The 21,632-nt window shown below is 65.5% G+C and carries 17 protein-coding genes; 6 read left to right on the top strand and 11 right to left on the bottom strand.

Features of this window, described 5'->3' with window-relative positions; all coding sequences use genetic code 11:
* Window positions 1-64: 64 nt before the first annotated feature.
* From K4G53_RS15570 to K4G53_RS15550, 5 genes are all read right to left on the bottom strand, one after another.
* Entirely contained in the window at window positions 65-574 is a 510-nt protein-coding gene (locus K4G53_RS15570) for a DUF3817 domain-containing protein (RefSeq protein ID WP_221386546.1), read from the bottom strand.
* Window positions 571-1,413, bottom strand: a complete 843-nt coding sequence (locus K4G53_RS15565) for an SURF1 family protein (protein ID WP_221386545.1) — start codon at window positions 1,411-1,413, stop codon at window positions 571-573. The genes K4G53_RS15570 and K4G53_RS15565 overlap by 4 nt, the downstream gene beginning before the upstream one ends.
* Before the next feature lie 83 nt (window positions 1,414-1,496).
* Entirely contained in the window at window positions 1,497-1,985 is a 489-nt protein-coding gene (locus tag K4G53_RS15560) for a PTS sugar transporter subunit IIA (protein WP_221386544.1), read from the bottom strand.
* Between the two features lie 37 nt (window positions 1,986-2,022).
* A complete protein-coding gene (locus K4G53_RS15555) occupies window positions 2,023-3,762 on the bottom strand; it encodes a glycerol-3-phosphate dehydrogenase/oxidase (protein ID WP_221386543.1) in 1,740 nt (579 codons plus the stop codon).
* A gap of 100 nt (window positions 3,763-3,862) precedes the next feature.
* On the bottom strand, window positions 3,863-4,999 hold the full coding sequence (locus tag K4G53_RS15550) for a GuaB3 family IMP dehydrogenase-related protein (RefSeq protein ID WP_221386542.1): 1,137 nt from the start codon (window positions 4,997-4,999) through the stop codon (window positions 3,863-3,865).
* Between the two features lie 49 nt (window positions 5,000-5,048).
* Between K4G53_RS15550 and K4G53_RS15545 the strand changes: the two genes are divergently transcribed.
* A complete protein-coding gene (locus K4G53_RS15545) occupies window positions 5,049-5,654 on the top strand; it encodes a hypothetical protein (RefSeq protein WP_221386541.1) in 606 nt (201 codons plus the stop codon).
* Here K4G53_RS15545 and K4G53_RS15540 read toward each other — a convergent pair.
* Window positions 5,651-7,510 carry an ABC transporter ATP-binding protein gene (locus K4G53_RS15540; RefSeq protein WP_221386540.1) on the bottom strand — a complete coding sequence of 620 codons (1,860 nt, stop codon included), beginning with the start codon at window positions 7,508-7,510 and terminating at the stop codon, window positions 5,651-5,653. The genes K4G53_RS15545 and K4G53_RS15540 overlap by 4 nt on opposite strands.
* 18 nt (window positions 7,511-7,528) lie before the next feature.
* A complete protein-coding gene (locus K4G53_RS15535; protein ID WP_260323621.1) occupies window positions 7,529-8,992 on the bottom strand; it encodes an HNH endonuclease signature motif containing protein in 1,464 nt (487 codons plus the stop codon).
* A gap of 341 nt (window positions 8,993-9,333) precedes the next feature.
* On the opposite strand from K4G53_RS15535, the gene K4G53_RS15530 reads away from it, so the two are divergent.
* Window positions 9,334-12,027 carry a GH32 C-terminal domain-containing protein gene (locus K4G53_RS15530; protein ID WP_260323620.1) on the top strand — a complete coding sequence of 898 codons (2,694 nt, stop codon included), beginning with the start codon at window positions 9,334-9,336 and terminating at the stop codon, window positions 12,025-12,027.
* Window positions 12,028-12,098: 71 nt separating this feature from the next.
* Here K4G53_RS15530 and K4G53_RS15525 read toward each other — a convergent pair whose 3' ends face one another.
* Window positions 12,099-12,392, bottom strand: coding sequence for a putative quinol monooxygenase (locus K4G53_RS15525; protein ID WP_221386539.1), 294 nt, complete (start codon window positions 12,390-12,392; stop codon window positions 12,099-12,101).
* A gap of 58 nt (window positions 12,393-12,450) precedes the next feature.
* Window positions 12,451-13,449, bottom strand: coding sequence for a LacI family DNA-binding transcriptional regulator (locus K4G53_RS15520; protein ID WP_221386538.1), 999 nt, complete (start codon window positions 13,447-13,449; stop codon window positions 12,451-12,453).
* A 163-nt stretch (window positions 13,450-13,612) separates the two neighbouring features.
* Here K4G53_RS15520 and K4G53_RS15515 point away from each other — a divergent pair, with 163 nt between their 5' ends.
* The 4 genes from K4G53_RS15515 (at window position 13,613) to K4G53_RS15500 (ending at window position 17,618) form a co-directional block, all read left to right on the top strand.
* The gene (locus K4G53_RS15515; RefSeq protein WP_221386537.1) at window positions 13,613-14,728 is read left to right on the top strand and encodes a substrate-binding domain-containing protein; all 1,116 of its coding nucleotides are present in this window, start codon (window positions 13,613-13,615) and stop codon (window positions 14,726-14,728) included.
* Between the two features lie 24 nt (window positions 14,729-14,752).
* The gene (locus K4G53_RS15510) at window positions 14,753-15,796 is read left to right on the top strand and encodes an ABC transporter permease (protein ID WP_221386536.1); all 1,044 of its coding nucleotides are present in this window, start codon (window positions 14,753-14,755) and stop codon (window positions 15,794-15,796) included.
* Window positions 15,793-16,587: an ATP-binding cassette domain-containing protein gene (locus tag K4G53_RS15505; RefSeq protein WP_221386535.1), complete on the top strand. Its 795-nt coding sequence runs from the start codon at window positions 15,793-15,795 to the stop codon at window positions 16,585-16,587. The genes K4G53_RS15510 and K4G53_RS15505 overlap by 4 nt, the downstream gene beginning before the upstream one ends.
* A gap of 95 nt (window positions 16,588-16,682) precedes the next feature.
* The gene (locus tag K4G53_RS15500) at window positions 16,683-17,618 is read left to right on the top strand and encodes a carbohydrate kinase (RefSeq protein ID WP_221386534.1); all 936 of its coding nucleotides are present in this window, start codon (window positions 16,683-16,685) and stop codon (window positions 17,616-17,618) included.
* A gap of 62 nt (window positions 17,619-17,680) precedes the next feature.
* Here the strand turns inward: K4G53_RS15500 and guaB are convergent, their stop codons facing one another.
* Together guaB and K4G53_RS15490 are read right to left on the bottom strand one after the other, a co-directional pair.
* Window positions 17,681-19,192 (bottom strand): IMP dehydrogenase, encoded by a 1,512-nt coding sequence (guaB, locus tag K4G53_RS15495; RefSeq protein ID WP_221386533.1) that lies wholly within the window; start codon window positions 19,190-19,192, stop codon window positions 17,681-17,683.
* Between the two features lie 266 nt (window positions 19,193-19,458).
* A complete protein-coding gene (locus K4G53_RS15490) occupies window positions 19,459-21,531 on the bottom strand; it encodes an acyltransferase family protein (RefSeq protein ID WP_374226177.1) in 2,073 nt (690 codons plus the stop codon).
* Window positions 21,532-21,632 lie beyond the last annotated feature (101 nt).

Raw genomic sequence — 21,632 nt, 5'->3', positions numbered from 1 at the left:
GGCGCACCTTGGGAGGCCGGGCTGTGACGGAGCAGACGTCCGGGAGAACCGGCGCAGCTGGGCGTCAGTACCGCTGCGGTGCCTGCGGATGGGCGGCCAGTTCCGCTTCGACCTCGGCGTGGAACTTCTTCTCCACGATGAAGGACAGGAACGGCACCACGCCGCCCAGGGCCAGCAGGACCAGCTTCAGGAACGGCCAGCGCATCAGCGACCAGAGCCGGAAGTTGGAGATCAGGTACACCACGTACATCCACCCGTGGACGATCAGGACCGTGACGGAAACGTTGACGCCGTTGATTACCCCCGGAGGTTCGGCGTCCGCGAAGCCGAAACCGAACGGCTGCCCGGTGATGGCATTGGTGCCGCCGGCGAACAGGTACTGCCCAAAGCCGTAGCGGGCAATGAGTTCGGCGCACAGCAAAAGCAGCATGGTGCCGGTGAGGTAGGCCATGACCTTGTAGAACTTCAGGGCCGAGCGGATCTGGGCCTCCGTGCCGCCGAAACGGCGCTTCTTGCCGGCGGTCTTGCCAGCGGTGGCCTGCGTGGACGGGTTGGCCGGTTTCGGATCAATCATGGCTGTACCTTCTGCTGGGGCGTTTCATGCTGTTCGGGTGTGGCGGAAGCTTCGGCTTCATCGAGGGCTTCTTCGAGGTCCCGGTGGTAGTCGTCCTTGACCAGCCGCCACCAGATGAAGAGGGCGAATCCGGCGAAAACCACCCATTCGATGGAGTAGAAGAGGTTCAGCCAGTTGACGTGCTGTGCCGGCGGCTGTGGGCCGATGTCCAGCGGAAGCAGCTTTCCGGTCACGGCTGATGCACTGACGTCGGCGCCGTCCACTACTTCGGCTGTGGCTGAGACAAAGCCGGGGAAGCTGCTGACCTCCCAGTAGTTGATCAGTTCAGCGACGGATACCGCGGAAGCCTCGCCCGGCTGTGGCGCCTTGCCTGCCACGGGCGCTTCGGACGGCAGCAGCCGGCCCGTCAGTTCCACGGTGCCCGACGGCGGGGCTGCCGCGTCACCGGGTGCGGCTACCCACCCGCGTGCCACCGGTATCCAGGTCTGGGGTGACGCTGCGGCTCCGGTCAGGGCGGGTGCACCATTGACAGCAAAGGCGGAGACCACCCAGTAGCCGCTCTTACCATCGTGGAGGCGGCCCGGGACAAGGACCTGCTTGTCGGGGCTGTAGGTTCCCTGGGCCGTAACCATCTGGTCGGCGACGCTGCCGTGGAAGAACTCCCCCGGCTGCAAGGTGGCGGTGAGCGGCTGGACCTGCTCCGTGGTCGGATTCACCGGCACCTCGGGCCGCGTGGAGCGCCCAAACTGCCACTGGCTCAGCAGCACAAAGACCCCGGAGAGGGCGATCGCAAAGATGAAGCCTGCGATCCATCGGGGCTTAAGGGCTGTTTTCCACACGTCTTAACCGTACTTCGTACTTCTGTAGAACAACTAAACGCTGGGAGGTCCTGCCCGGCAGGCGGAACCTTGGGGAAGCGTGCCTAGTGGTCGAAGAAAACCAGGCTTGAGTTGATGAGCTCGGCAATCACTTCGGCATCGTAGGCGCGGCGCAGCGACTCGCGGAAGGATTCCTTGGACAGTGACCGTGCCAGGGTGGCCAGCACCTCGAGGTGGTCCGAGAACGAGCTCGCGGGGGTGGCGATCAGCAGGATCACCGTGGCGGGGCCATCGGCCGCTCCGAAGTCCAGGGCGTGGCCGTACTTGGCGATTCCAACAGCGATTGAGGTTTGGGAGACGAACTCGCTGCGCGCATGCGGCAGTCCGATCCCACCCGGGAGCCCCGTGGCCAGCTGGTGCTCCCGGGCATTGACGTTCTTCAGGAACCCCTCAAGGTCCGATATGCGCCCCGCCGCGTACAGCCGCTCCGCCAATTGGTTGGTGGCGTCGGTCTTGTCCTTCGCCTCCATTTCGAGGATCACCATCTCGGCGGTGGTCAGGTGGGCGTCATACGGGTCCAGTGGTTCCACCAAGGCGTATCCCTTCAGTCGGCAGTGGGGCGGGCGCCCCTCAGCGCAAGGGCACGATGTCTTCCGCGCCCAGGCGGGCGGCGTCTGCGGATTCGTCGTCCGGCTGTTGCTGGCTGAGGCGTTCAGCCTCCACGCGGGCAAGGTAGTGCCGGACTTCGTTTTCGCGCTGCGCGTCACTCCAGCCAAGGACGTCACCCATCAGTTTAGCGACTACGGGAGCAGCAGACACGCCACGGTCCCAAGCCTCAATGGAGATCCGGGTCCGGCGGGTCAGGACGTCCTGTACGTGGCGGGCACCTTCGTGCGTGGCGGCGTACACGGCCTCCGCCTGGAGGTAATCGTCCGCTCCCGGGATCGGCTCGGCCAGCTCCGGGTTCTCCTCGATGATGGCGAGGACCTCAGGAGTCATGGAGCCGTACCGGTTGAGCAGGTGCTCGATCCGCGCCACATGGACCCCGGATTCCTCCGCTGTGCGGTTCCGGCGGTTCCAGGCTGCCCGGAAACCGCTGGCCCCAAGCAGCGGGATGGTTTCGGTGCAGCTCGGCGGGACACGCTCATCCATGGTGCGGGTGGCCTCGTCAACGGCGTCCTTGGCCATCACGCGGTACGTGGTCCACTTCCCGCCGGCAACTACCACCAGGCCGGGCACGGGGTGCGCCACCACGTGTTCGCGGGACAGTTTGGCGGTGGAGTCGTTTTCACCGGCGAGCAGGGGCCGCAGCCCGGCATAGACCCCTTCCACGTCCTCCCTGGTGAGCGGACGCTTCAGGACGCGGTTGACATGTTCGAGGATGTAGTCGATGTCCTTGCTGGACGCAGCCGGATGCGCCTTGTCCAGGTGCCAGTCCGTGTCCGTGGTGCCGATGATCCAGTGCCTGCCCCACGGGATGACGAACAGGACCGACTTTTCGGTGCGCAGGATCAGCCCCACCGTGGACTGGAAACGGTCCCGCGGCACCACCAAGTGGATGCCTTTGGACGCCCGGACCTTCAACTGGCCGCGGTCCGTCACCATGGCCTGCGTTTCGTCGGTCCACACGCCGGTGGCGTTGATGACCTGCTTGGCACGGATCCTGAACTCCGTCCCGTCCTCGCGGTTGACCACCTTGGCGCCCACCACGCGCTCCCCCTCGCGAAGGAAATCCACCACGGCCATCTGGTTCACGGCATGGGCCCCGTAGTAGGCCGCGGTTCGGACCAGGTTGGCCACGTACTTGGCGTCGTCCACCTGCCCGTCGTAGTACCGGATGGATCCTACGAAGGCGTCATTCTTCAGGCTGGGAGCGGCCCGGAGGGTCCCCCGTTTGCTGAGGTGCTTGTGGAACGGCACGCCGCGGCTGTGGCCGCTGGAGACGGACATCGCGTCGTAAAGCGCGATGCCGGCACCCACGTAGGGACGCTCGATGAAGGGCTTGGTCAGGGGGTAGAGGAAGGGCACGGGACGGGCCAGGTGCGGGGCGATCTCGGAGAGCAGCAGACCGCGTTCCTGCAGGGCCTCCTTGACCAGGGCGAAGTCCAGCATTTCCAGGTAGCGCAGGCCGCCGTGGATGAGTTTGGAGGACCGGGAGGATGTACCGGCGGCCCAGTCGCTGGCTTCGACGATGCCAACGCTGAGCCCGCGGGTCACGGCGTCGAGTGCTGCCCCGGCGCCAACGATGCCGCCGCCCACAATCAGGATGTCCAGCTCCTGGCCGGGTTCGGTGGTTGCGCGCAGCCGCTCAATGGCTGCTTCCCTGGCTTCAGGGCCCAGGACCCCGCCGTTTGCAGGAACACTCTTCATTGAACGCCTCCAGTGCCTCTAGTGCCGGTCGTAAACACACACTACTTGCTTGGGGCGCGCTTTGGGCAGGCCGGGAGGTCCGCCTCCCGGCCTGCCCGCGTCAGTTGCCTTCGTACGGGGATACGACGACGTCGACCCGCTGGAATTCCTTCAGGTCCGAATAGCCGGTGGTTGCCATGGAGCGGCGCAGCGCGCCAATGAGGTTGGACGTGCCGTTGGTGTGGTGGCCGGGTCCGAAGAGGACCTCCTCCAGCGGGCCCACGGTGCCGACGTTGGCCCGGTCCCCGCGCGGCAGCTCCAGGTGGTGCGCCTCCTGGCCCCAGTGCCAGCCCTTGCCCGGCGCTTCCTCTGCCCGGGCCAGGGCACTGCCCAGCATGACGGCGTCGGCGCCCATCGCAATCGCCTTGACGATGTCACCCGAGGTGCCCATGCCGCCGTCGGCAATGACGTGGACGTAGCGGCCACCGGATTCGTCCATGTAGTCCCGGCGGGCGGCTGCGACGTCGGAAATCGCTGACGCCATGGGCGAGTGGATGCCCAGGGCGCGGCGCGTGGTGGTGGTGGCACCGCCGCCGAAGCCCACCAGGACGCCGGCCGCGCCGGTGCGCATCAGGTGTAGCGCGGGGGTGTAGCCCGCCGCTCCGCCCACGATGACGGGGACGTCGAGTTCGTAGATGAACTGCTTGAGGTTCAGCGGTTCATGGTTCTTGGACACATGCTCGGCGGATACGGTGGTCCCCCGGATGACGAAGATGTCGACGCCGGCGGCCAGGACGGTCTTGTAGTGCTCCTGGGTGCGCTGCGGGGTGAGGGATCCGGCCACGGTGACGCCGGCCTCGCGGATTTCTGCCAGGCGGGAGGTAATGAGGTCGGGCTGGATGGGCGCCTGGTACAGCTCCTGCATCCGGCCGGTGACTGCGGGGCTGTTGATTTCGTCCTGCAGGGCGGCGATTTCGTCCAGGACGGACTGCGGGTCCTCGTACCGGGTCCACAGGCCTTCCAGGTCCAGCACCCCCAGGCCGCCCAGGCGGCCGAGCGCGATGGCGGTCTGCGGGGACATGGCCGAATCCATCGGGGCGGCAATGACAGGCATGCTGAACTGGTAGGCGTCGATCTGCCAGGAGACGGAGACGTCCTTGGGGTCGCGGGTGCGACGGTTGGGGACGATTGCTATGTCATCCAGGGAGTAGGCACGACGCCCACGCTTGCCACGGCCGATCTCGATCTCGTAAGTCACTGCTCTAGGTTATCCCAGCGGCTGCAGTGCCTTTCGCTACAGTGGCTTGATGGGCAAACGCTGGATCTTCGATGGCCACATCGCAGGCATCGGCACGTCGTCGGGCCTGCGGGCGGTGGTGGGGATATGGCGGAACTCCGCCTTTGGGCCCTTCGCCGACGTCATGGTGCAGCAGCCCTCGGGACACCGGCAACTGCTGGCACCCACGGAAGAAGTGGCCGCCTTTATCTCCGGCACCTACAGCTTTGACGAGGTGACGGTGGTTGAGCTTTCCGCCGCGCTTGCGGACCACGCGCTGGTGGTCGACGCCGGCCCACTGGTGATCCGGGCCGTGACCGGAGCCAGGACCTTGCTTGGGTCCGCACTGCGGGTCGTGCCGCGCGGGCTCGCAGTCCATCCGCGCTGGCTTTCCGCCGTCAGTCCGCTGGCTGCGGTGGCCGCCCCGGGGGCCCGCACCCACGGAACGGCCGGAAGCGGCAGGGTGGAGTACTACGGGGTGAGCGACCTGCACCGCGTCACCTCCGCCGTCGTCACCTGGGAAGGTGAGGACGCGGGAACGCTGGCGCCCATCCGGCCGGCCGTGACATTCGGCTTCAGCAGCGTGCCGCCGCGGCCCAGCGTGGCGCGGGTGCGCACGACGGTGGTGGAAGCCTAGGTTCCTGACGGTTCCTCGACCGTCAGCTGTGACTCGAACATCCGGAAGTATCTGCCGCGCAGGGCCACCAGTTCCTTGTGCGTGCCCTGCTCGACAATCCTGCCGTCCTCCAGCATGTAGACGATGTCCGCTTTTTCGATCGTCGCGAGCCGGTGGCTGATGGCGATGATGGTGCTGTTGCGGTCGGCGAAGAGCCTGGTGAAGATCCGGTGTTCGGCCAGGGCGTCGATGGCGGACGTGGGCTCGTCCATCACCATGAACGAGGCATCGCGGTAGAAGTTCCTGGCCATGGCGAGCCGCTGCCATTGTCCGCCGGACAGGCCGCTCCCCTTCCGCCCGCGCGGATCCTCCATCCAGTTGCTGACGTGGTTGTCCAGGCCGTTGGGGAGCTTGTTGATGAAGTCCAGCGCCTCCGCGTCGGCGGCTGCCCGCCGGATCCGCGCGTCGTCCCGGGGAGCCTCCACATCACCGAAGTAGATGTTTTCCGCCGCCGTGGCGAACTCGTACTTGAGGAACTCCTGGCTGAGGACCGCCAGGTGCCGGTGCCAGGAGGTGACGTCGACGGCGGCGAGGTCCACGCCGTCGAGCAGCACCTGCCCGGAGTCGGGACGGTAGAGTCCGGCAAGGATACGGATGAGGGTGGATTTTCCTGCGCCGTTCTCGCCCACGATGGCGATGTGCTGGCCCTTCCGGATGGTCATGCTGATGCCCCGGATCACTTCGATGTCACTGCCGGTGTAAGTGAACCGGATGTCCTTCAGCTCAATTTCCCGGGGCGCTTCCAGCAGCGGCGGGGCATGTTCCGAGTGCACGGGCATGGCCATGAACAGCTCATAGTCCTTCAGGTTCGCCAGGTCCTCGTCGATCGAACTGAGGGATGACACCAGATTATTGGCGGTGGACAGGGCGCGGCTGACAATCTGCTGGACATAGAGGAACTGTCCCACGGGCTGGGCACGGGCGATGATTTGCCCCACCACCCAGATCAGCGAGACCACCTCGGCACCGTACTGGAGCGCGTCTGCGGCCAGCTGCTTGGGAATGTACCGCCGCTGGTAGTCGAGGCGGCGCCGCTCGTCGGCGTCCCGCAGGCGAGCCCTCAGGTCCATGAGGAAGCTGACGATGCCGTACAGCCTCATCTCGGCAATGTGCTGCGGCCGGAGCAGGTTGGTTTCGATCATCCGGCGCTGCCGGCGGGAATCCACCTGGGTGTTCCAGTGCGCGATCTGCTCCCGGGACAGCTTGAACTGCAGGTACACACTGGGCACGATGGCAACCAGGACGATCACGGCGATCCACCAGCTCACCAGCAGCAGGGCGCCAATGGCCAGGATGACCGACACAAGCTGGGTAAAGATGGCAGCGATCCGGTCCAGGACGCGGGCATAGGAGTCCGAGAACCTCTTGGCGCGGTCGTAGAGGTCCACGGTCTCTTTGTCGTCGTAGCGCCAGAATTCAAGGGCGAGGAAGCGTTCGTACATCTGGTCACCCACGATGGCCCCCACCTTGAAGCTCATTAGCTGCTGGATGTAGCGGTCCACGCTGTTGAAGGCGCCCCAGAACAGGCCGAGCGCGGCGGTGACGATGACGTACACGATGGCCAGGCGCCCCGCACCGGTGTCGCCGGAATAGGCCGCAGCCAATGCCGTTGTGGTGAGGGACGCGAAAAACGTGGTGACCAACGGCAGAACGGCCGATATCAACGAGCCGAGCACCTTCATCACCACGGCGCCCGGAGATGCGCGGAAACTGACACGGAGGACCTGCGCCACGGCCCGGGCGTAGGGCTTCAGGGCCAGCCGCCGCTGCGGATCGCGCTTGGGGGTCATTTCCGCCGGATGGCGTGCTGGGGGCATGGAATCAGCCTAGCGCCGTCAGCACACGGCGAGGTGCTGGAGGAGTGCTTCTTCCAGGAGGCTTCGTTTCCCTGGGAGTATCCCCGGGGGCCAGTGGGTTGGTTTGGGGTCGTGTTGTTCGGGGTTGTAGTGGCGGCCGGTGGGTGAGGTCCAGCCGGGTGGTTCGTTGGTGGTGGCGGGGGTGGGGGTGGGGGTCCAGCCGCTGTGGTGTTTGAGCCGGTGGTGCTTGGGGCAGAGTTGTCCCAGGTTGGAAGCGCCGGTTTCTCCGCCGTTGTGCCAGGCTTGGAGGTGGTCTGTGTCGTTGTCCAGTGATCGGTTGGTGCAGCCGGGGAAGGTGCACTTGCCATCCCGCATCCTGATCCAGCGCTTGATCGTCTCCGGAAGCCGGTAGCTTCTGCGGCCGATTTCCAGTGGCGCCCCGTCGCGGGGGTCGACGAGGACGCGGTAGAAGGAGTCGGCGCCGTCTGCGACCAGCCGCCGTGCCATGGAGGCGGGGATCGGCCCGTGGCCGTCGAGTTCGGCGGGTTCCTCGGTGAGGCCGAGGAGGGATAGCACCGGAACCATCACCAGGACGTCGGCCCTCGGTGTGGGGACCTTGCCGGGGTCTGTGTTGCCCGAGTGGGGAGAGCTTCCGGCGCCGAGGAGCAGGCTGGCGGCGATGTCGGGGCGGAGTTGGGTGAGGGTGCGTGGTTCGTCGGGTCCCTGCAGGCCGCGGGCGGTGGCGGTGGTGCGGTTCCAGATCGCGGAGGCGGTGTCGCCGGGGAGGTAGAGCGTCACCCGGGCCATGCCGTCCCGGTCGGGGCGGTATTCCATCCGCCGGTCGGCGGCTCCTTTGGTGTGGCGGGTCTCGATCGATTCGGGGTGGTGGCGTTCCCGCCAGGCGCGGGCCTTGGCCCGGAACCGTGCCGGGACGAGTTTCCCGGGTGCGGCGCCGCGGGCAGGGTTCGGGGCGTGGGGGTCGAAAAAGTGCGCCACCAACGAGGCCGCCCCGGCAGGGCTCAGGCCCTCGGTTTCATCCACGACGACGCGCGCGTGCTGCCACGAGATGGCCCCGGCGGCCAGTGCGTCCATGACCGGCGGCAGCGAACAGACCTGCTGCGACTCGCGGACGAACGCCCCGGCCGAGGCGGAACTCATGGCCAGGACCCCGGCAATCTCCTCCACCACCGACATCTCCGCGTAGGTGCGCTCCGGCACGGACGCCTCCGGCGGCGTCATGGCCTGCTGGATCCGGATGCAGTCGGCCGCGTCCTGCGCTTTAGCGGCGGCAATCATTGACTCCAGCTTCGAATACCCGGCCAGCCGCTCCAGCCGGATCTCGTACTGCCGCTGCAACACATCCACCCCAGCGCCGGCACCGTCGGCGCCAGCGGAAGCAAGCGCAGCCTCCTCCAGGAACAGCGCGTCAAGGGCGGCAACAGAGGCATGAACACCCGCCATCCCCGCCCCTGAGCCGCTCACTGCGCCGCTGCTGATTCCCATACGAACATCATCCAACGAGGCACCGACATTCAAAGCTGCAGCCCGTCTGCGGAGCCAGGGTGCCCCGCGGCGGGACGCCCTGGCCGGCCGCACGCCGCCGTCATATGTCCCTGCCGTCCCCCGGATGGACAGTTACCCGATGTGCATGACCGCTCAAGAGTGAACGCTATATTGACGATCTTGACAACGGTGTCGAATTTGCAAACAAGAAACTTGTGTCGCTCAGCAGGCTGCTGGAGCGGCGGCCTTCATTGACTTGTCTTCCGGACTTAACCTACGCTCGGCGACGTATGACATCGTTGTCAATTTCGAAACGCGCAACGAAGGGCGGTTTCAGCAATATGCACAGGAAAGAAAGTAGAAGCATCCGGGTCTTTTCGGCGCTCACCCTGGCAGGGTCGATGCTGGCGGGAACATTGGCCGGCGGCGGGCCGGCGATAGCAGATAAGTCCGACGGGAATCCTCCTACCGTCACCACCACAGGAAGCGCCCTGGGCCAGGAGCCCTACCGGCCCGCGTACCATTTTTCGCCGGCAAAGAACTGGATGAACGATCCCAACGGGATGGTCTACTACAAGGGGGTCTACCATCTCTTCTTCCAGCACAACCCCTCAGGGAATACCTGGGGCAACATGTCCTGGGGACATGCCACCTCCACTGACCTGGTGCATTGGCAGGAGCAGCCCCTGGCCATCCCCACGGATGACCAGGAAGACGTTTTCTCGGGCAGCGTCGTGGTGGACACGAACAATTCATCCGGTTTCGGGACTGCGGGGAAACCACCGCTGGTAGCCATCTACACCAGCGCGTACAAGGACGCTTCGCCGCACCGGGGGCGGCAGGCCCAGTCGCTGGCCTACAGCCTGGATGACGGGCAAACATGGACCAAGTACGGTGCCAATCCTGTCCTCAACAGGAACTCAGCCAACTTCCGCGATCCAAAGGTATTTTGGTACAGCACGTCCGACGGCGGCGGTTATTGGGTGATGACGGCCGTGGAGGCTCTGGACCACAAGGTACTGCTCTACAAGTCCACCAACCTCAAAGACTGGACGGCACTGAGCGAATTCGGGCCGGCCAACGCCACGGGCGGACTCTGGGAATGCCCCGACCTCTTCCCGCTGGCCGTTGACGGTGACCCGAGCAATGTCAAATGGGTCATGGTGGTCAACATCAACCCCGGCGGCGTCGCGGGCGGCTCCGCAGGCCAGTACTTCGTGGGCGACTTCGACGGCACCACCTTCACCTCGGACACCACGAAACCCAGCGATGCCCTGCCCGCCGGCACACCCATCGCGGACTTCAACGACGGCACGTACAACGGCTGGACCGTGAGCAATGAACCCGGCAACTGGAAGAACGGGCCCTTCGGGGATGCTCCGGCCTCGGGAACCCTGCCAGGCCAGAACATCGTGGGCGGATTCGTCGGCACCGGCCTGGTCAACTCTTTCAACGACGGCGACTGGCCTCTGGGGTCCATGTCCTCGCCCGATTTCACCGTGGACAGCGACTACATCAACTTCCTGGTCGGCGGAGGCCAGCATCCGCGGGTCTCCAACAAGCTCGACAACTCGCCGCCGCCAGGAGACCTGTTGTTCAACGGCTTCGAGGTCCCGGACGGCAATAGCCTGGCAGAGGCCGGCTGGACCGGGACAGGCGACCTCGCGCCGTCATATCAGCCCGCCACGGCCGGAGGCGACTACTTCATCGGCGCCAAACGAATCAACACCTTTGAAACCGGCGCCGCTCCGGGAGATGACCGGCAAGGTACGCTGACCTCGCCCGAATTCACACTGACGAGGAACTTCATCAACCTGCTGGTGGGCGGCGGACACCGCAGTCCGGAGACAGGGCAGGTACTGGAGGCCCAACTGCTGGTGGACGGGAACGTCGTGCGCACCCTCTCAGGAGACGACGCCGGACAGCTCAACTGGAAAGGTTGGGACGTATCTGAGTTCACGGGCAGGCAGGCCCAGCTCCGAATAGTAGATCAGGCGACGGGTGGCTGGGGGCACCTCACGCTCGACCACGTCATGCTGACTGACCAGGCCGCCGTGCCCCGCTCCGACGAAACTACGGTGAACCTCGTGGTGGACGGCCAAGTGGTGCGGACCGCTACTGGCGCTAACAGCGAGGTTCTGGACTGGGCATCGTGGAACGTGGCTGAGTTCAGGGGCCGCTCCGCGCACATCAATGTTGTTGACAACAACCGCTTCGGCTGGGGGCATATCCTCGCCGACGAATTCATGGCTTCCGCACAGCCTGCCTCGCCTCGCATAAATTCCTATGACTGGCTGGATTATGGCCGTGACTACTACGCCTCCGTTTCATTCGGCAATATGCCGGACGACAAGCGTGTAATGCTCGGCTGGATGAACAACTGGGACTACGCCAACAGCATCCCCACTTCCCCGTGGCGCAGCGCCATGTCTTTGCCCCGCGAGGTTGGCCTGACGCAGACGCCGGCCGGTCCGCGGCTCACGCAGCAGGCTGTGAAGCAGGTGGACGGACTTGCCCTCGCACCCAGCTACCAGAGCAGCAAAGACGAGGCCATCGCGCCGGGCACGCACATCCTGCCGTCCTCCGCGTCAGGAGATGTGCAGCGGATCGATGTCACCTTCGCTCCAGGGACAGCAGCCAAGTCCGGGATCACAGTGCTCGGGAACAGTTCATCGTCTACTGCCATCGGCTATGACGCCGCCACGAAAGAGCTCTACATCGACCGCGGAAACTCAGGCAATGTGGGCTTCCACCCGTTGTTCACGTCCCTCGATTCGGCACCGGCCAGTGTTGACGCCCAGGGAAACGTGACCCTCCGTGTCTATGTGGACAGGTCCTCCGTGGAAGTCTTCGCCCAGGGCGGATTGAGGACAATCACCGATCAGGTCTTCCCGGCAGAGGGAGCCAACCAGGTGGCCCTGTTCGCCGACGGCGGGACGGCGTACCTGAAATCGATCACCGTCACGCCGCTGAGGCAAGCCATGTTCCTCGACTCCCTGCACGCACTGAAGGCTGGAGGGAAGGCCCGGGGCTAAGCGCTGAGGTTTCGACAGGCTCAGCCACAGGTGTTCTGTGGCTGAGCCTGTCGAACAAGGCTCGGGTGAAACTACTTCACCGGCTGCAACCAGGTCAGGACCGAGCCGTCCTCTTCGATGTGCCCAGCCAGTTCGGCGTTGAATGTGGCACCGTATTCTGCGGTGATGTGTTCCTGGAAGGCGTCGTCGTCACGGTACACCTCGAACACAAAGTATTTGCGCGGATCGGACTCGCGCGTGTAGGGGATGAAGAGCTCGTTACCGGGCTCACGGCGCACATGTTCGGTCAGTTCCCGCATCATCTCGGCGACGCGTTCTTCGCGGCCGGGCTTAACGGTGAATTCCGCATACAGGGTCTTAGTCATGGGTTCCTTCTTTCTTCGGGTGGTTGGGGTTTGGGCACGGTGCGCCACTGGCGGTGGTTCAGGTCGACGGCGGCAGTTCTCCCGAACCGCGCACGATGAGTTCCGAGGGGACGACGTAAGTCTGCGGAGCAGACTCGTCGCCGTCCATGCGGGCGAGCAGCCGCTCCGCGGCCAGTTTCCCGATCCGCTCGGGGTGCTGGGCAATGACGGTAATCCCCGGCTCCATCATGTCGGCGAGCGTAAAATCGTCGAAGCCTACCAGCGCCACTCGATGATTCTCACCCCGTTCCCTGAGCGCCCTCATCACGCCAAATGTCACGAGGTTCTGGCTGGAGAAGATGGCTGTTGGCGGATTGCCTGAGCTGAGGAGTTCGTGTGCGGCCAGCCGGGCCGATTCCTCGTCATGTAGGCCCTCGCGGACCGGGATGGTGGACGTTGCGACGCCGGCCCTGCCCAGCTCCTCGATAAAGCCCCTTCGCCGTTCCCTGGCCGTTTGGATATCCGGCCGGTCGCCAAGGTAGGCCACCCTGGTGTGCCCGTGCTCGAGGAGGTGGGCTGCAGCACGGGCGGAACCGGCCGCGTTGTCCGTCACCACGGCATCTGCTTCTATGCCCACCGGCTCGCGGTCGATAAAGACCAGGGGCAAGTCGCGGGAGTGCTCCGGGATGACGTAAGCCTGGCTCCTGGCGATCGGTGTGACCACCAGGCCATCGACCCGGCGGCCCAGGAATGCGGCTACCAAGGCCTTTTCCTTCTCGGCATCGTCATCGATGCTCGCCGCGAATACGGCTATGCCCCTCGCAGTGAGCGCGTCCTCCAGCGCGCGGTGGATCTCACTGCTGAACGGGTTGGCAACACTCGGGAGCAACAGGCCGATGGACAGGGTCTTCCGCCCGGCGCGCCTTAGGCTTCCCGCCGCCATATCCAACTGGTAGTTCAACTGCCGCGAAGCTCCCAGGACCCGCTGGCGGGTCGCCTCAGAAACACCGGGCTCCTCATTCACCACCCGGGAAACGGTCTTTATGCCAACTCCTGCAAGCGCCGCCACATCACGCATGGTGGGACGATTCTTATTGACCCCAGATTGGTAACGATTAGACATCGTTGTCAAAACCTCGCTCTTCATCATTGATTCACGCTTGACTCTACCTTGTGACGTTGATTACATGGGCCATGACATCGTTGTCAGGCACGGTACGTGCCCTAACACAGGAGATTCAATGTTGAGTTCCAAGACCCCGCGGACCATTGCCGCCCGCTTCCTCGCTGCCGGCGCAGTCCTGACTCTCAGCACCCTCAGCCTCTCCGCCTGCGGCGGCACCTCGTCCGCCGGATCCAGCGCCGGCGCCTCCTCCGACAAGGTCGGTGTCTCACTGATCGTCAAGACCACGTCCAACCCCTTCTTCGTTTCCATGCAGGATGGCGCCAAGAAAGCGGCAGAAGCAGACGGCGTGGATCTCAAGCTCGCCGCCGGCAAGGCTGACGGCGACGAAGACACCCAGATCCAGGCGATCGAAAACGCCATCTCCAAGGGCGACAAGGGCATTCTCATCACGCCCAACGGCCCGTCCGTTGTGGACGCCCTGAAGAAGGCAAAGGACGCCGGACTGTTTGTCATCGCGCTGGACACTCCGCCAGACCCGGCCGACGCCGCCGACATCACGTTCGCCACCGACAACTTCGCGGCGGGCGAGCTGATCGGAAAGTGGACCGCCGCCCAGCTGGCGGGCAAGAAAGCCACCATCGCCCTGATCGACCTCTTCGACGACAAGGTTGTCTCCGTCGACTACAACCGGGACCAGGGCTTCCTGACCGGCCTTGGCATTGACACCGCCGACAAGAAAAAGAACGGCGACGAAGCCAAAGCCGGCAAGTACACCGGCGGCAAGGGCGGCGACTACGAGATCGTCGGGAACCAGGCTTCCCAAGGCGCGGAGGACGGCGGGCGGACCGCCATGGAAACACTGCTCTCTAAGAACCCGAACATCAACGTCGTCTACACCATCAATGAACCCGCAGCGGCAGGCGCCTTTGAGGCCCTCAAATCCGCCGGCAAGGAAAAGGACGTACTCGTGGTTTCCGTTGACGGCGGCTGCGCGGGCGTCAATAACGTCAAGTCCGGAGTCATTGGCGCCACCGCCCAGCAGTACCCGGTCAAGATGGCCGAGCTCGGCGTGAAAGCCATTGTGGACCTCGCCAAGACCGGCAACAAGCCGGAAAACTCGCCCGGCCTGGATTTCTACAACACCGGCGTCGAGCTGGTCACGGACCAGGCCGCTGACGGTGTCAAGAGCATCACCACCGGTGACGCCACCCAGATCTGCTGGGGCAAGTAAGGACGGACTGTGACAGGAGCAATTGTGACCAAGCAACAGACTGCCGGCCCGCCAGTTACCGGACCCGACCTGGCCGAAGAATTCCTCGACCGCCAGACCCCGCTGAGCCGGATCCGTAATGTCCTGCACCGCTACCCGGCGCTCAGCCCGGCAATCGTGCTGCTCGTCGCGGTGGTGGTCTTCGGCCTCCTCAATGACCGTTTCCTCAGGTTCGAGAACCTTTCCCTGATCACCCAGCAGGTTTCCGTCGTCGGGACGCTGGCCATCGCGCAGACCCTCATCATCCTCACGGCAGGGATCGACCTCTCTGTGGGCGCCGTGATGATCCTGTCCTCCATGGTGGTGGCACAACTAGCAGTCAACAACGGCATTCCCGCGCCGGTGGCGCTTCTGGGCGGACTCGTCGTGGGGCTGGCAGCAGGTGCGGCCAATGGCTTCCTGGTGACCAGGTTCCGGCTTCCGCCGTTCATCGTGACCCTGGGAACGCTGAACATCTTCATCGCGCTGACGCTGCTGTACTCGGGTGGTTCCACTGTCCGCGGCTCCAGCATGCCTGGGCTGCTCACTTGGATGGGCAGCACCTTCCCGGTAGGGCCCGTGCGCATCTCGACCGGCGTGGTGATGATGCTCCTGCTTTACGTGGCCATAGCCTTCATCCTGGGCAAGACCGCGTGGGGACGGCGCGTCTACGCAGTCGGCGACGACAAGGAAGCGGCCCGGCTGGCCGGTATCCCCGTGAACCGCGTCCTGATGAGTGTCTACCTTGCAGCGGGCGCAGTCCTCGCGGTGGGCGCCTGGATCCAGATCGGCCGCACCAATGCGGCAAGCCCCAACGCGGGTGTGGACCTGAACCTCGACTCGATTACCGCCGTCGTGATCGGTGGAACCAGCCTCTTCGGCGGCCGCGGTTCCGTCTGGGGTTCCCTCCTGGGGGCCCTGATCGTGGGCGTCTTCCGCAACGGGCTTTCCCTGGCCGGGCTGGACGTACTGTTCCAGACCCTCGCCGTGGGCGTCCTCATCATCATCGCTGTGTCGATCGACCAGTGGATCCGAAAGGTGAAGTCATGACCTCCACCGAGCTTGAATCCGGCACAACAGAAACCCGTCAGCCGATCCTTAAGGCGCGCAATCTCGTCAAGACCTTCGGCAAGGTCGTCGGCTTGGACGGCGTCAGCCTGGACCTCTACCCGGGTGAAGTGCTGGCCATTATCGGCGACAACGGAGCCGGCAAGTCCACGCTCATCAAGTGCCTGACGGGCGCGGAAGTTCCGGATTCCGGCGAGCTTCACGTCTCCGGGAAGCAGGTGCACTTCAAGCGCCCGCAGGACGCCCGTGCCCATGGCATCGAGACTGTCTACCAGAACCTCGCGGTGTCGCCGGCGCTGGATGTAGCGTCCAACCTCTTCCTCGGCCGGGAGGAGCGCCTCCAGGGACCGCTTGGGAAGGTGTTCCGCGTCCTGGATACCAAGGGCATGCGCCGTAAGGCGAAGGAGGAACTCACCCGCCTCGGAATTTCGACCCTCCAGGATGTCACGGTCCCGGTCGAAAACCTTTCGGGCGGGCAGCGGCAGGCCGTGGCGGTGGCCAGGGCGGCCGCGTTCGGTTCCAAGGTGGTGGTGCTGGACGAGCCGACGGCGGCGCTGGGAGTGCGGGAGTCGAACCAGGTCCTGCAACTGGTCCGGGACCTCCGGGACCGCGGCCTTCCCGTCATCCTGATCAGCCATAACATGCCGCACGTGTTCGACGTCGCCGACAGGATCCACATCCAGCGCCTCGGCAAATGCGCCGCCACCATCACCCCGACGTCGCACAGCATGACGGACGCGGTAGCCATCATGACCGGCGCGGCCACGGCCTGACTGGCATTCAACATCCACCACCCGCCTTCCTCCGTGGACCTGTTCGCCTGCCCCGGGCGGCAGGTCCACGGCCTTCTTCACGAAAGTTTGCCCACATGACCCAAATCAATGGCCCTGGCGCCACTGCCGACGCCCCCGATGTCATCGTCGTTGGTGAAGCACTCGTCGACGTCATCAGCACTTCCGAAGGCACGGTGGAGCACCCCGGCGGTTCCCCGGCCAACGTCGCCTACGGCCTATCACGGTTGGGCGTGCGAACCAGCCTCCTGACCTCAATCGGCAACGACGAACGCGGCGCCCTGATCGAGCGCCACCTCAGCAGCGCCGGAGTCGCGCTGCTGCCCGGTTCAAAATCAGAAGGTCGGACGGCGTCCGCCACGGCAACGCTGGGTGCCGATGGCTCGGCCAGCTACGATTTCGATGTTTCCTGGGAACTGCAGCCAGTACACCCGGCCGGCCTTCCCAAGGTGCTGCACACGGGCTCGATTGCCAGTTTCCTTGCACCGGGAGCCAGTTCCGTCAGGAGCCTCCTGGAACAGGCCCACCGCGAATGCCTGGTTTCCTACGACCCCAATATCCGCCCGGCACTGTTGGGCAGCCACGCCGAGGCCTTGGCGATTTTCGAAGGCCTGGTTCCCCTGACGGACGTGGTCAAACTCAGCGACGAGGACTCCGCATGGCTCTACCCGGGCCTGCAGTTTGAGGACGCCGCTGCGCACATCCTGGGACTCGGGGCCGGCCTGGCCGTGATCACCATGGGCGGCCGGGGTTCGCTGATGGCAACACCCGTTACCCGGTTGCACGTTCCGGCCGTTCCAACCGAAGTGTCAGACACCATCGGGGCGGGCGATTCGTACATGGCTGCCCTGATCTATGGGCTGCTCTGTCGGAGCACGGATGGCTTCGCGCCGTCCGTGCTGGAGACCCTGGGCAGGACGGCGTCGAAGGCCGCCGCGATAACGGTCGGCCGGCCGGGCGCCAATCCCCCGACCCTCGGGGAGCTGATGCCGGAACTGCAGCAAACCGTATAGAGGGCTTAAATGCGGGAGGAGGTGGGGAAATTTCCCCACCTCCTCCCGCATTTAACCCTCGGCTACCGCGATCCGTAGTTCGGCGCCTCGACGGTCATCTGGATGTCGTGCGGGTGCGATTCCTTCAGCCCGGCCGAGGTGATCCGGACGAACTTGCCGCGGGCCTTCAGCTCGGGGATGGTGGGCGCACCGGTGTAGAACATGGTCTGGCGCAGGCCGCCCACCAGCTGGTAGGCCACCGAGGACAGCGGTCCACGGTAGGCAACGCGGCCTTCGATGCCTTCGGGGATCAGCTTGTCGTCGCCGGACACGTCGGCCTGGAAGTAGCGGTCCTTGGAGTAGGACGTGTTCTTGCCGCGGGACTGCATGGCGCCGAGGGAGCCCATGCCGCGGTAGGACTTGAACTGCTTGCCGTTGACGAAGATCAGCTCGCCCGGGGACTCGTCACAGCCAGCCAGGAGGGAGCCCAGCATGACGGTGTCGGCACCGGCCACCAGGGCCTTGCCGATGTCGCCCGAGTACTGCAGGCCGCCGTCGGCGATCAGCGGCACGCCCGCCGGAATGGCAGCCTTGGCGGATTCGTAGATGGCGGTGATCTGGGGAACGCCCACGCCTGCCACCACGCGGGTGGTGCAGATGGAGCCCGGGCCAACGCCCACCTTGATGCCGTCGGCGCCGGCGTCGATCAGTGCCTGCGCACCTTCGCGCGTGGCAGCCTGGCCGCCGATGATGTCCACGTGGGCAGCTACGGGGTCGGACTTCAGGCGGCGGATCATGTCCAGCACACCCTGGGAGTGGCCGTTGGCGGTGTCCACGAACAGGGCGTCGACGCCGGCGTCGACCAGTGCCATGGCGCGCTCCCAGCCGTCCCCGAAGAAGCCGATGGCGGCGCCCACGCGGAGGCGTCCTTCCTCGTCCTTGGTGGCCAGGGGGTACTGTTCGGCCTTGGTGAAGTCCTTGGTGGTGATGAGGCCCTTCAGGCGGCCCTGCTCGTCAACGAGCGGCAGCTTTTCGATCTTGTTGGTGGCCAGCTTGTGCGAGGCTTCCTCGCGGCTGATTCCGACGTGCCCGGTGACCAGGGGCATCTTGGTCATGACGTCGCTGACCAGCCGCAGCGGGAAGTCTGATTCCGGGACGAAGCGGGTGTCGCGGTTGGTGACGATGCCCAGCAGGCGGTTGTCCTCGTCCACTACGGGCAGGCCCGAGACACGGTACTGGGCGCAGAGGTCATCCAGTTCGCGCAGCGTGGCTTCGGGGCGGATGGTGACCGGGTTGGTGATCATGCCCGATTCGCTGCGCTTGACCCGGTCCACTTGGTCGGCCTGGTCGGCGATGGACAGGTTCCGGTGCACCACGCCGAGTCCGCCCTGGCGGGCCATGGCGATGGCCATCCGGGCTTCGGTGACGGTGTCCATGGCGGCGGACAGCAGCGGCGTCTGCACGGTGATGCGCTTGGAGATCCGGGAGGAGGTGTCAGCCTCGGAGGGGATGACATCGGTGTGGCCCGGCAGGAGCAGCACGTCGTCATAGGTCAGGCCGATGAAGCCAAAGGGGTTGTGTTCGGGCTCGGTCATGAGTGCGCCTCTTACCTTGGTTGCTGGGTCACGGGTAGGGGTTGCAGCCGATGACCAGCCCGTTATTACGGAACTGGCCTGTGCAGACGATCCTGCGGGACAACCGCGCGGGGCGGCGTTCCGGGGGCAGAAAGTGTTGAGTAAATATTAGAACCTCGGCGCCGATCCCCCTATTCCGCAGGGGTAATGTGAGCAACCGCACGCTCCCTGGCCCCACGGCCAGCCCGAGGAACCCGACGGGGGTGGGCCCGGACGGGCGGGAGGGGTCAGCTCCAGCCCGTGGCGGCCAGCAGCCGCTGCTCGAACATGGGGATCATGGTTTCCACGTAGGTCCTGGTGAGGTGGTTGTCATCCTTGTAGACGTACACATTTCCGACGACGGCGGGGCAGACACCGCGGGCACAGATGAAGTCGCTCATGTCCATCAAGTGCAGTCCGGGCAGCTTGCCCCGGTAATTCTCCAGGGGCGAGGGGTCCACCAGCGACTCGCTCAGGGACGGGTTGCATGCGGCAGCGTTGGCCCCGTTCCGCTGCGCACATTCGGGCATGTTGAACGTGAACCGCGGGTTGTCCCGGATGCCCACGATCTCGATACCGGCCTCCGCGAACGGCTTGACTCCTTCGAGGTAGCCGGGCACTTCCGTTTCGAACGGCGCCTCCTCATGGGTCAGGGAGGCGACGGTGAACACCGCGTCCGGGCGGTGCTCCATCACGTAGGCGGAACTGGCGCGGTTGTAGGCATTGCACTCGGCGTTCCGGGTGTCAGACTCCGCGCCGAACCTGCAGGCAGGCATCAGAAGGGTCACCAGTTCCCAGCCCCGGGCGGCGGCCACCGGCGCCAGCGCGGCGAGGTACTGCTGGGCGTGGGAGTCGCCCAGCACCACGATGCGTTTGGTCGACGGCTCTTCCGGCAACTCCTGCCGGCAGCCCTCGAGGATCGGATCACTGGTGGCGTTGGCGCCCGCGCAGGGGGTGTCGATGCCGGCCCAGTCGTTGTCCAGCGCCGTGGGTCCCGGAATCGTCCGGGCCTTGGGCGCGGGCGAGTTTTCGTTTTCCGGGGTGAGCGCCAGGGCACCGGGCGTGAGCTCGCGGGGCTGGGCCGCCGTCGCGCTTTCCTCCTCGGTGAGCGTGGTCTGCCAGACGGCAACCGGCCCGGCCAGCACGGCACCGCAGGCAGCGATAACGACGGCGGTGCGCCAGGCCCGCAGTTTGGGCCAGTGCCATTCACGCAGCGGCTTTTCCACAAAGCGGGTGGTGAGGACGGCCAGGACAATCGACGCTGCGACGATGCCGAGGCCCTGGGTGAGGTTCGGCGCCTCGACGCCGGTGGCTGCGAGCGCCAGCACCAGGACGGGCCAGTGCCAGAGGTACAGGGCGTAGGAGTTGTCGCCGAGGGCGACGGCGGGGCGGCTGCTGAGGATCCGGTCCACGCCGAACCGGCTCCCGGTCTGCCCGGCGACAATGATGGCGGCGGCGGCCAGCGTGGGCCACAGGGCAACGTAGCCCGGGAACGAGCGGTCCACCGTCAGGAGCAGCCCACAGGAGACCATGGCCACCAGCCCGGCCCAGCCCAGCACCACCCGCACTGCCCTGCCGGGCTTGAGGTAGGGCAGCGCCAGCGCCAGCAGCGATCCGAGGGCGAATTCCCAGAGCCGTGCCCTGGTGTCGAAGTAGGCGTAGGCCTGGTTGGTGGCGGTCTGCTCCACGGAGTATGCCAGTGAAAGGACAAACAGTGCGCCGAAGACGAGCGCCAGCAGGCCCCGGTAGGTCACCCACTTAAGCCGGTGAAACCGGCGCAGGGCCACCAGCACCCCGGCGGTGCCCGCGAAGATCAGCGGCCAGAGGATAAAGACCTGCCCCTGGATGGAAAGGGACCAGAAGTGCTGCAGCGGGCTCGCCCCGGCGTGGTCCTGCGCGTAGTAGTCAACGGCGGCGTCGGCCAGGAGCCAGTTCTGGCGGTAAAGGAGGGACGCCCACGCCTGGTCGAGGACTTCGGGCCAGCGGCCCTGTGGCAGGATCAGCCAGGTGCCGGCCAGGACACCGAGGATGACGACGACGGCGGCAGGCAGCAGGCGCTTGAACAGGTGCAGCCAGTGCGCCAGGAGCCCGAAGGGGGCCCCGGCCTCGGCTTTCCGCACGAAGGACAGCGTGAGCAGGAAGGCCGATACCAGCAGGAAGATGTCGACGCCGCCGGACACGCGGCCCAGCCACACATGGTAGGCAACCACCATCAGCACGGCCAGGGCACGCAGGCCCTGGACCTCCGGGCGGAACGTGGCCTTCCGCGGGCGGCCGGAGGCATTGCGGGCCTGGCCGGGTGTCTCCTGGGTTTCCACAATCGACACTAAAAAAACCCCTCAAATCCCCGGCCGGCCAAAGCCTTAAGCCTACGCACCGGCTGCAGCCAAGGCGAATCACACTATGCTGGGCCCAACCAGGG

The sequence above is a fragment of the Arthrobacter sp. MAHUQ-56 genome, from assembly GCF_019710585.1.
Lineage (GTDB): Bacteria > Actinomycetota > Actinomycetes > Actinomycetales > Micrococcaceae > Arthrobacter.
Note: the sequence above shows the minus strand (reverse complement) of the source record. Positions and strands in the feature narration are given on the sequence as shown.

Coding starts and splice junctions, on each gene's coding strand:
- K4G53_RS15520 (WP_221386538.1), bottom strand. CDS start 13,449: ATGCGTGATGTGGCGGCGCTTGCAGGAGTTGGCATAAAGACCGTTTCC.
- K4G53_RS15500 (WP_221386534.1), top strand. CDS start 16,683: ATGACCCAAATCAATGGCCCTGGCGCCACTGCCGACGCCCCCGATGTC.
- K4G53_RS15540 (WP_221386540.1), bottom strand. CDS start 7,510: ATGCCCCCAGCACGCCATCCGGCGGAAATGACCCCCAAGCGCGATCCG.
- K4G53_RS15535 (WP_260323621.1), bottom strand. CDS start 8,992: ATGGGAATCAGCAGCGGCGCAGTGAGCGGCTCAGGGGCGGGGATGGCG.
- K4G53_RS15570 (WP_221386546.1), bottom strand. CDS start 574: ATGATTGATCCGAAACCGGCCAACCCGTCCACGCAGGCCACCGCTGGC.
- K4G53_RS15505 (WP_221386535.1), top strand. CDS start 15,793: ATGACCTCCACCGAGCTTGAATCCGGCACAACAGAAACCCGTCAGCCG.
- K4G53_RS15555 (WP_221386543.1), bottom strand. CDS start 3,762: ATGAAGAGTGTTCCTGCAAACGGCGGGGTCCTGGGCCCTGAAGCCAGG.
- guaB (WP_221386533.1), bottom strand. CDS start 19,192: ATGACCGAGCCCGAACACAACCCCTTTGGCTTCATCGGCCTGACCTAT.
- K4G53_RS15515 (WP_221386537.1), top strand. CDS start 13,613: ATGTTGAGTTCCAAGACCCCGCGGACCATTGCCGCCCGCTTCCTCGCT.
- K4G53_RS15525 (WP_221386539.1), bottom strand. CDS start 12,392: ATGACTAAGACCCTGTATGCGGAATTCACCGTTAAGCCCGGCCGCGAA.
- K4G53_RS15530 (WP_260323620.1), top strand. CDS start 9,334: ATGCACAGGAAAGAAAGTAGAAGCATCCGGGTCTTTTCGGCGCTCACC.
- K4G53_RS15545 (WP_221386541.1), top strand. CDS start 5,049: ATGGGCAAACGCTGGATCTTCGATGGCCACATCGCAGGCATCGGCACG.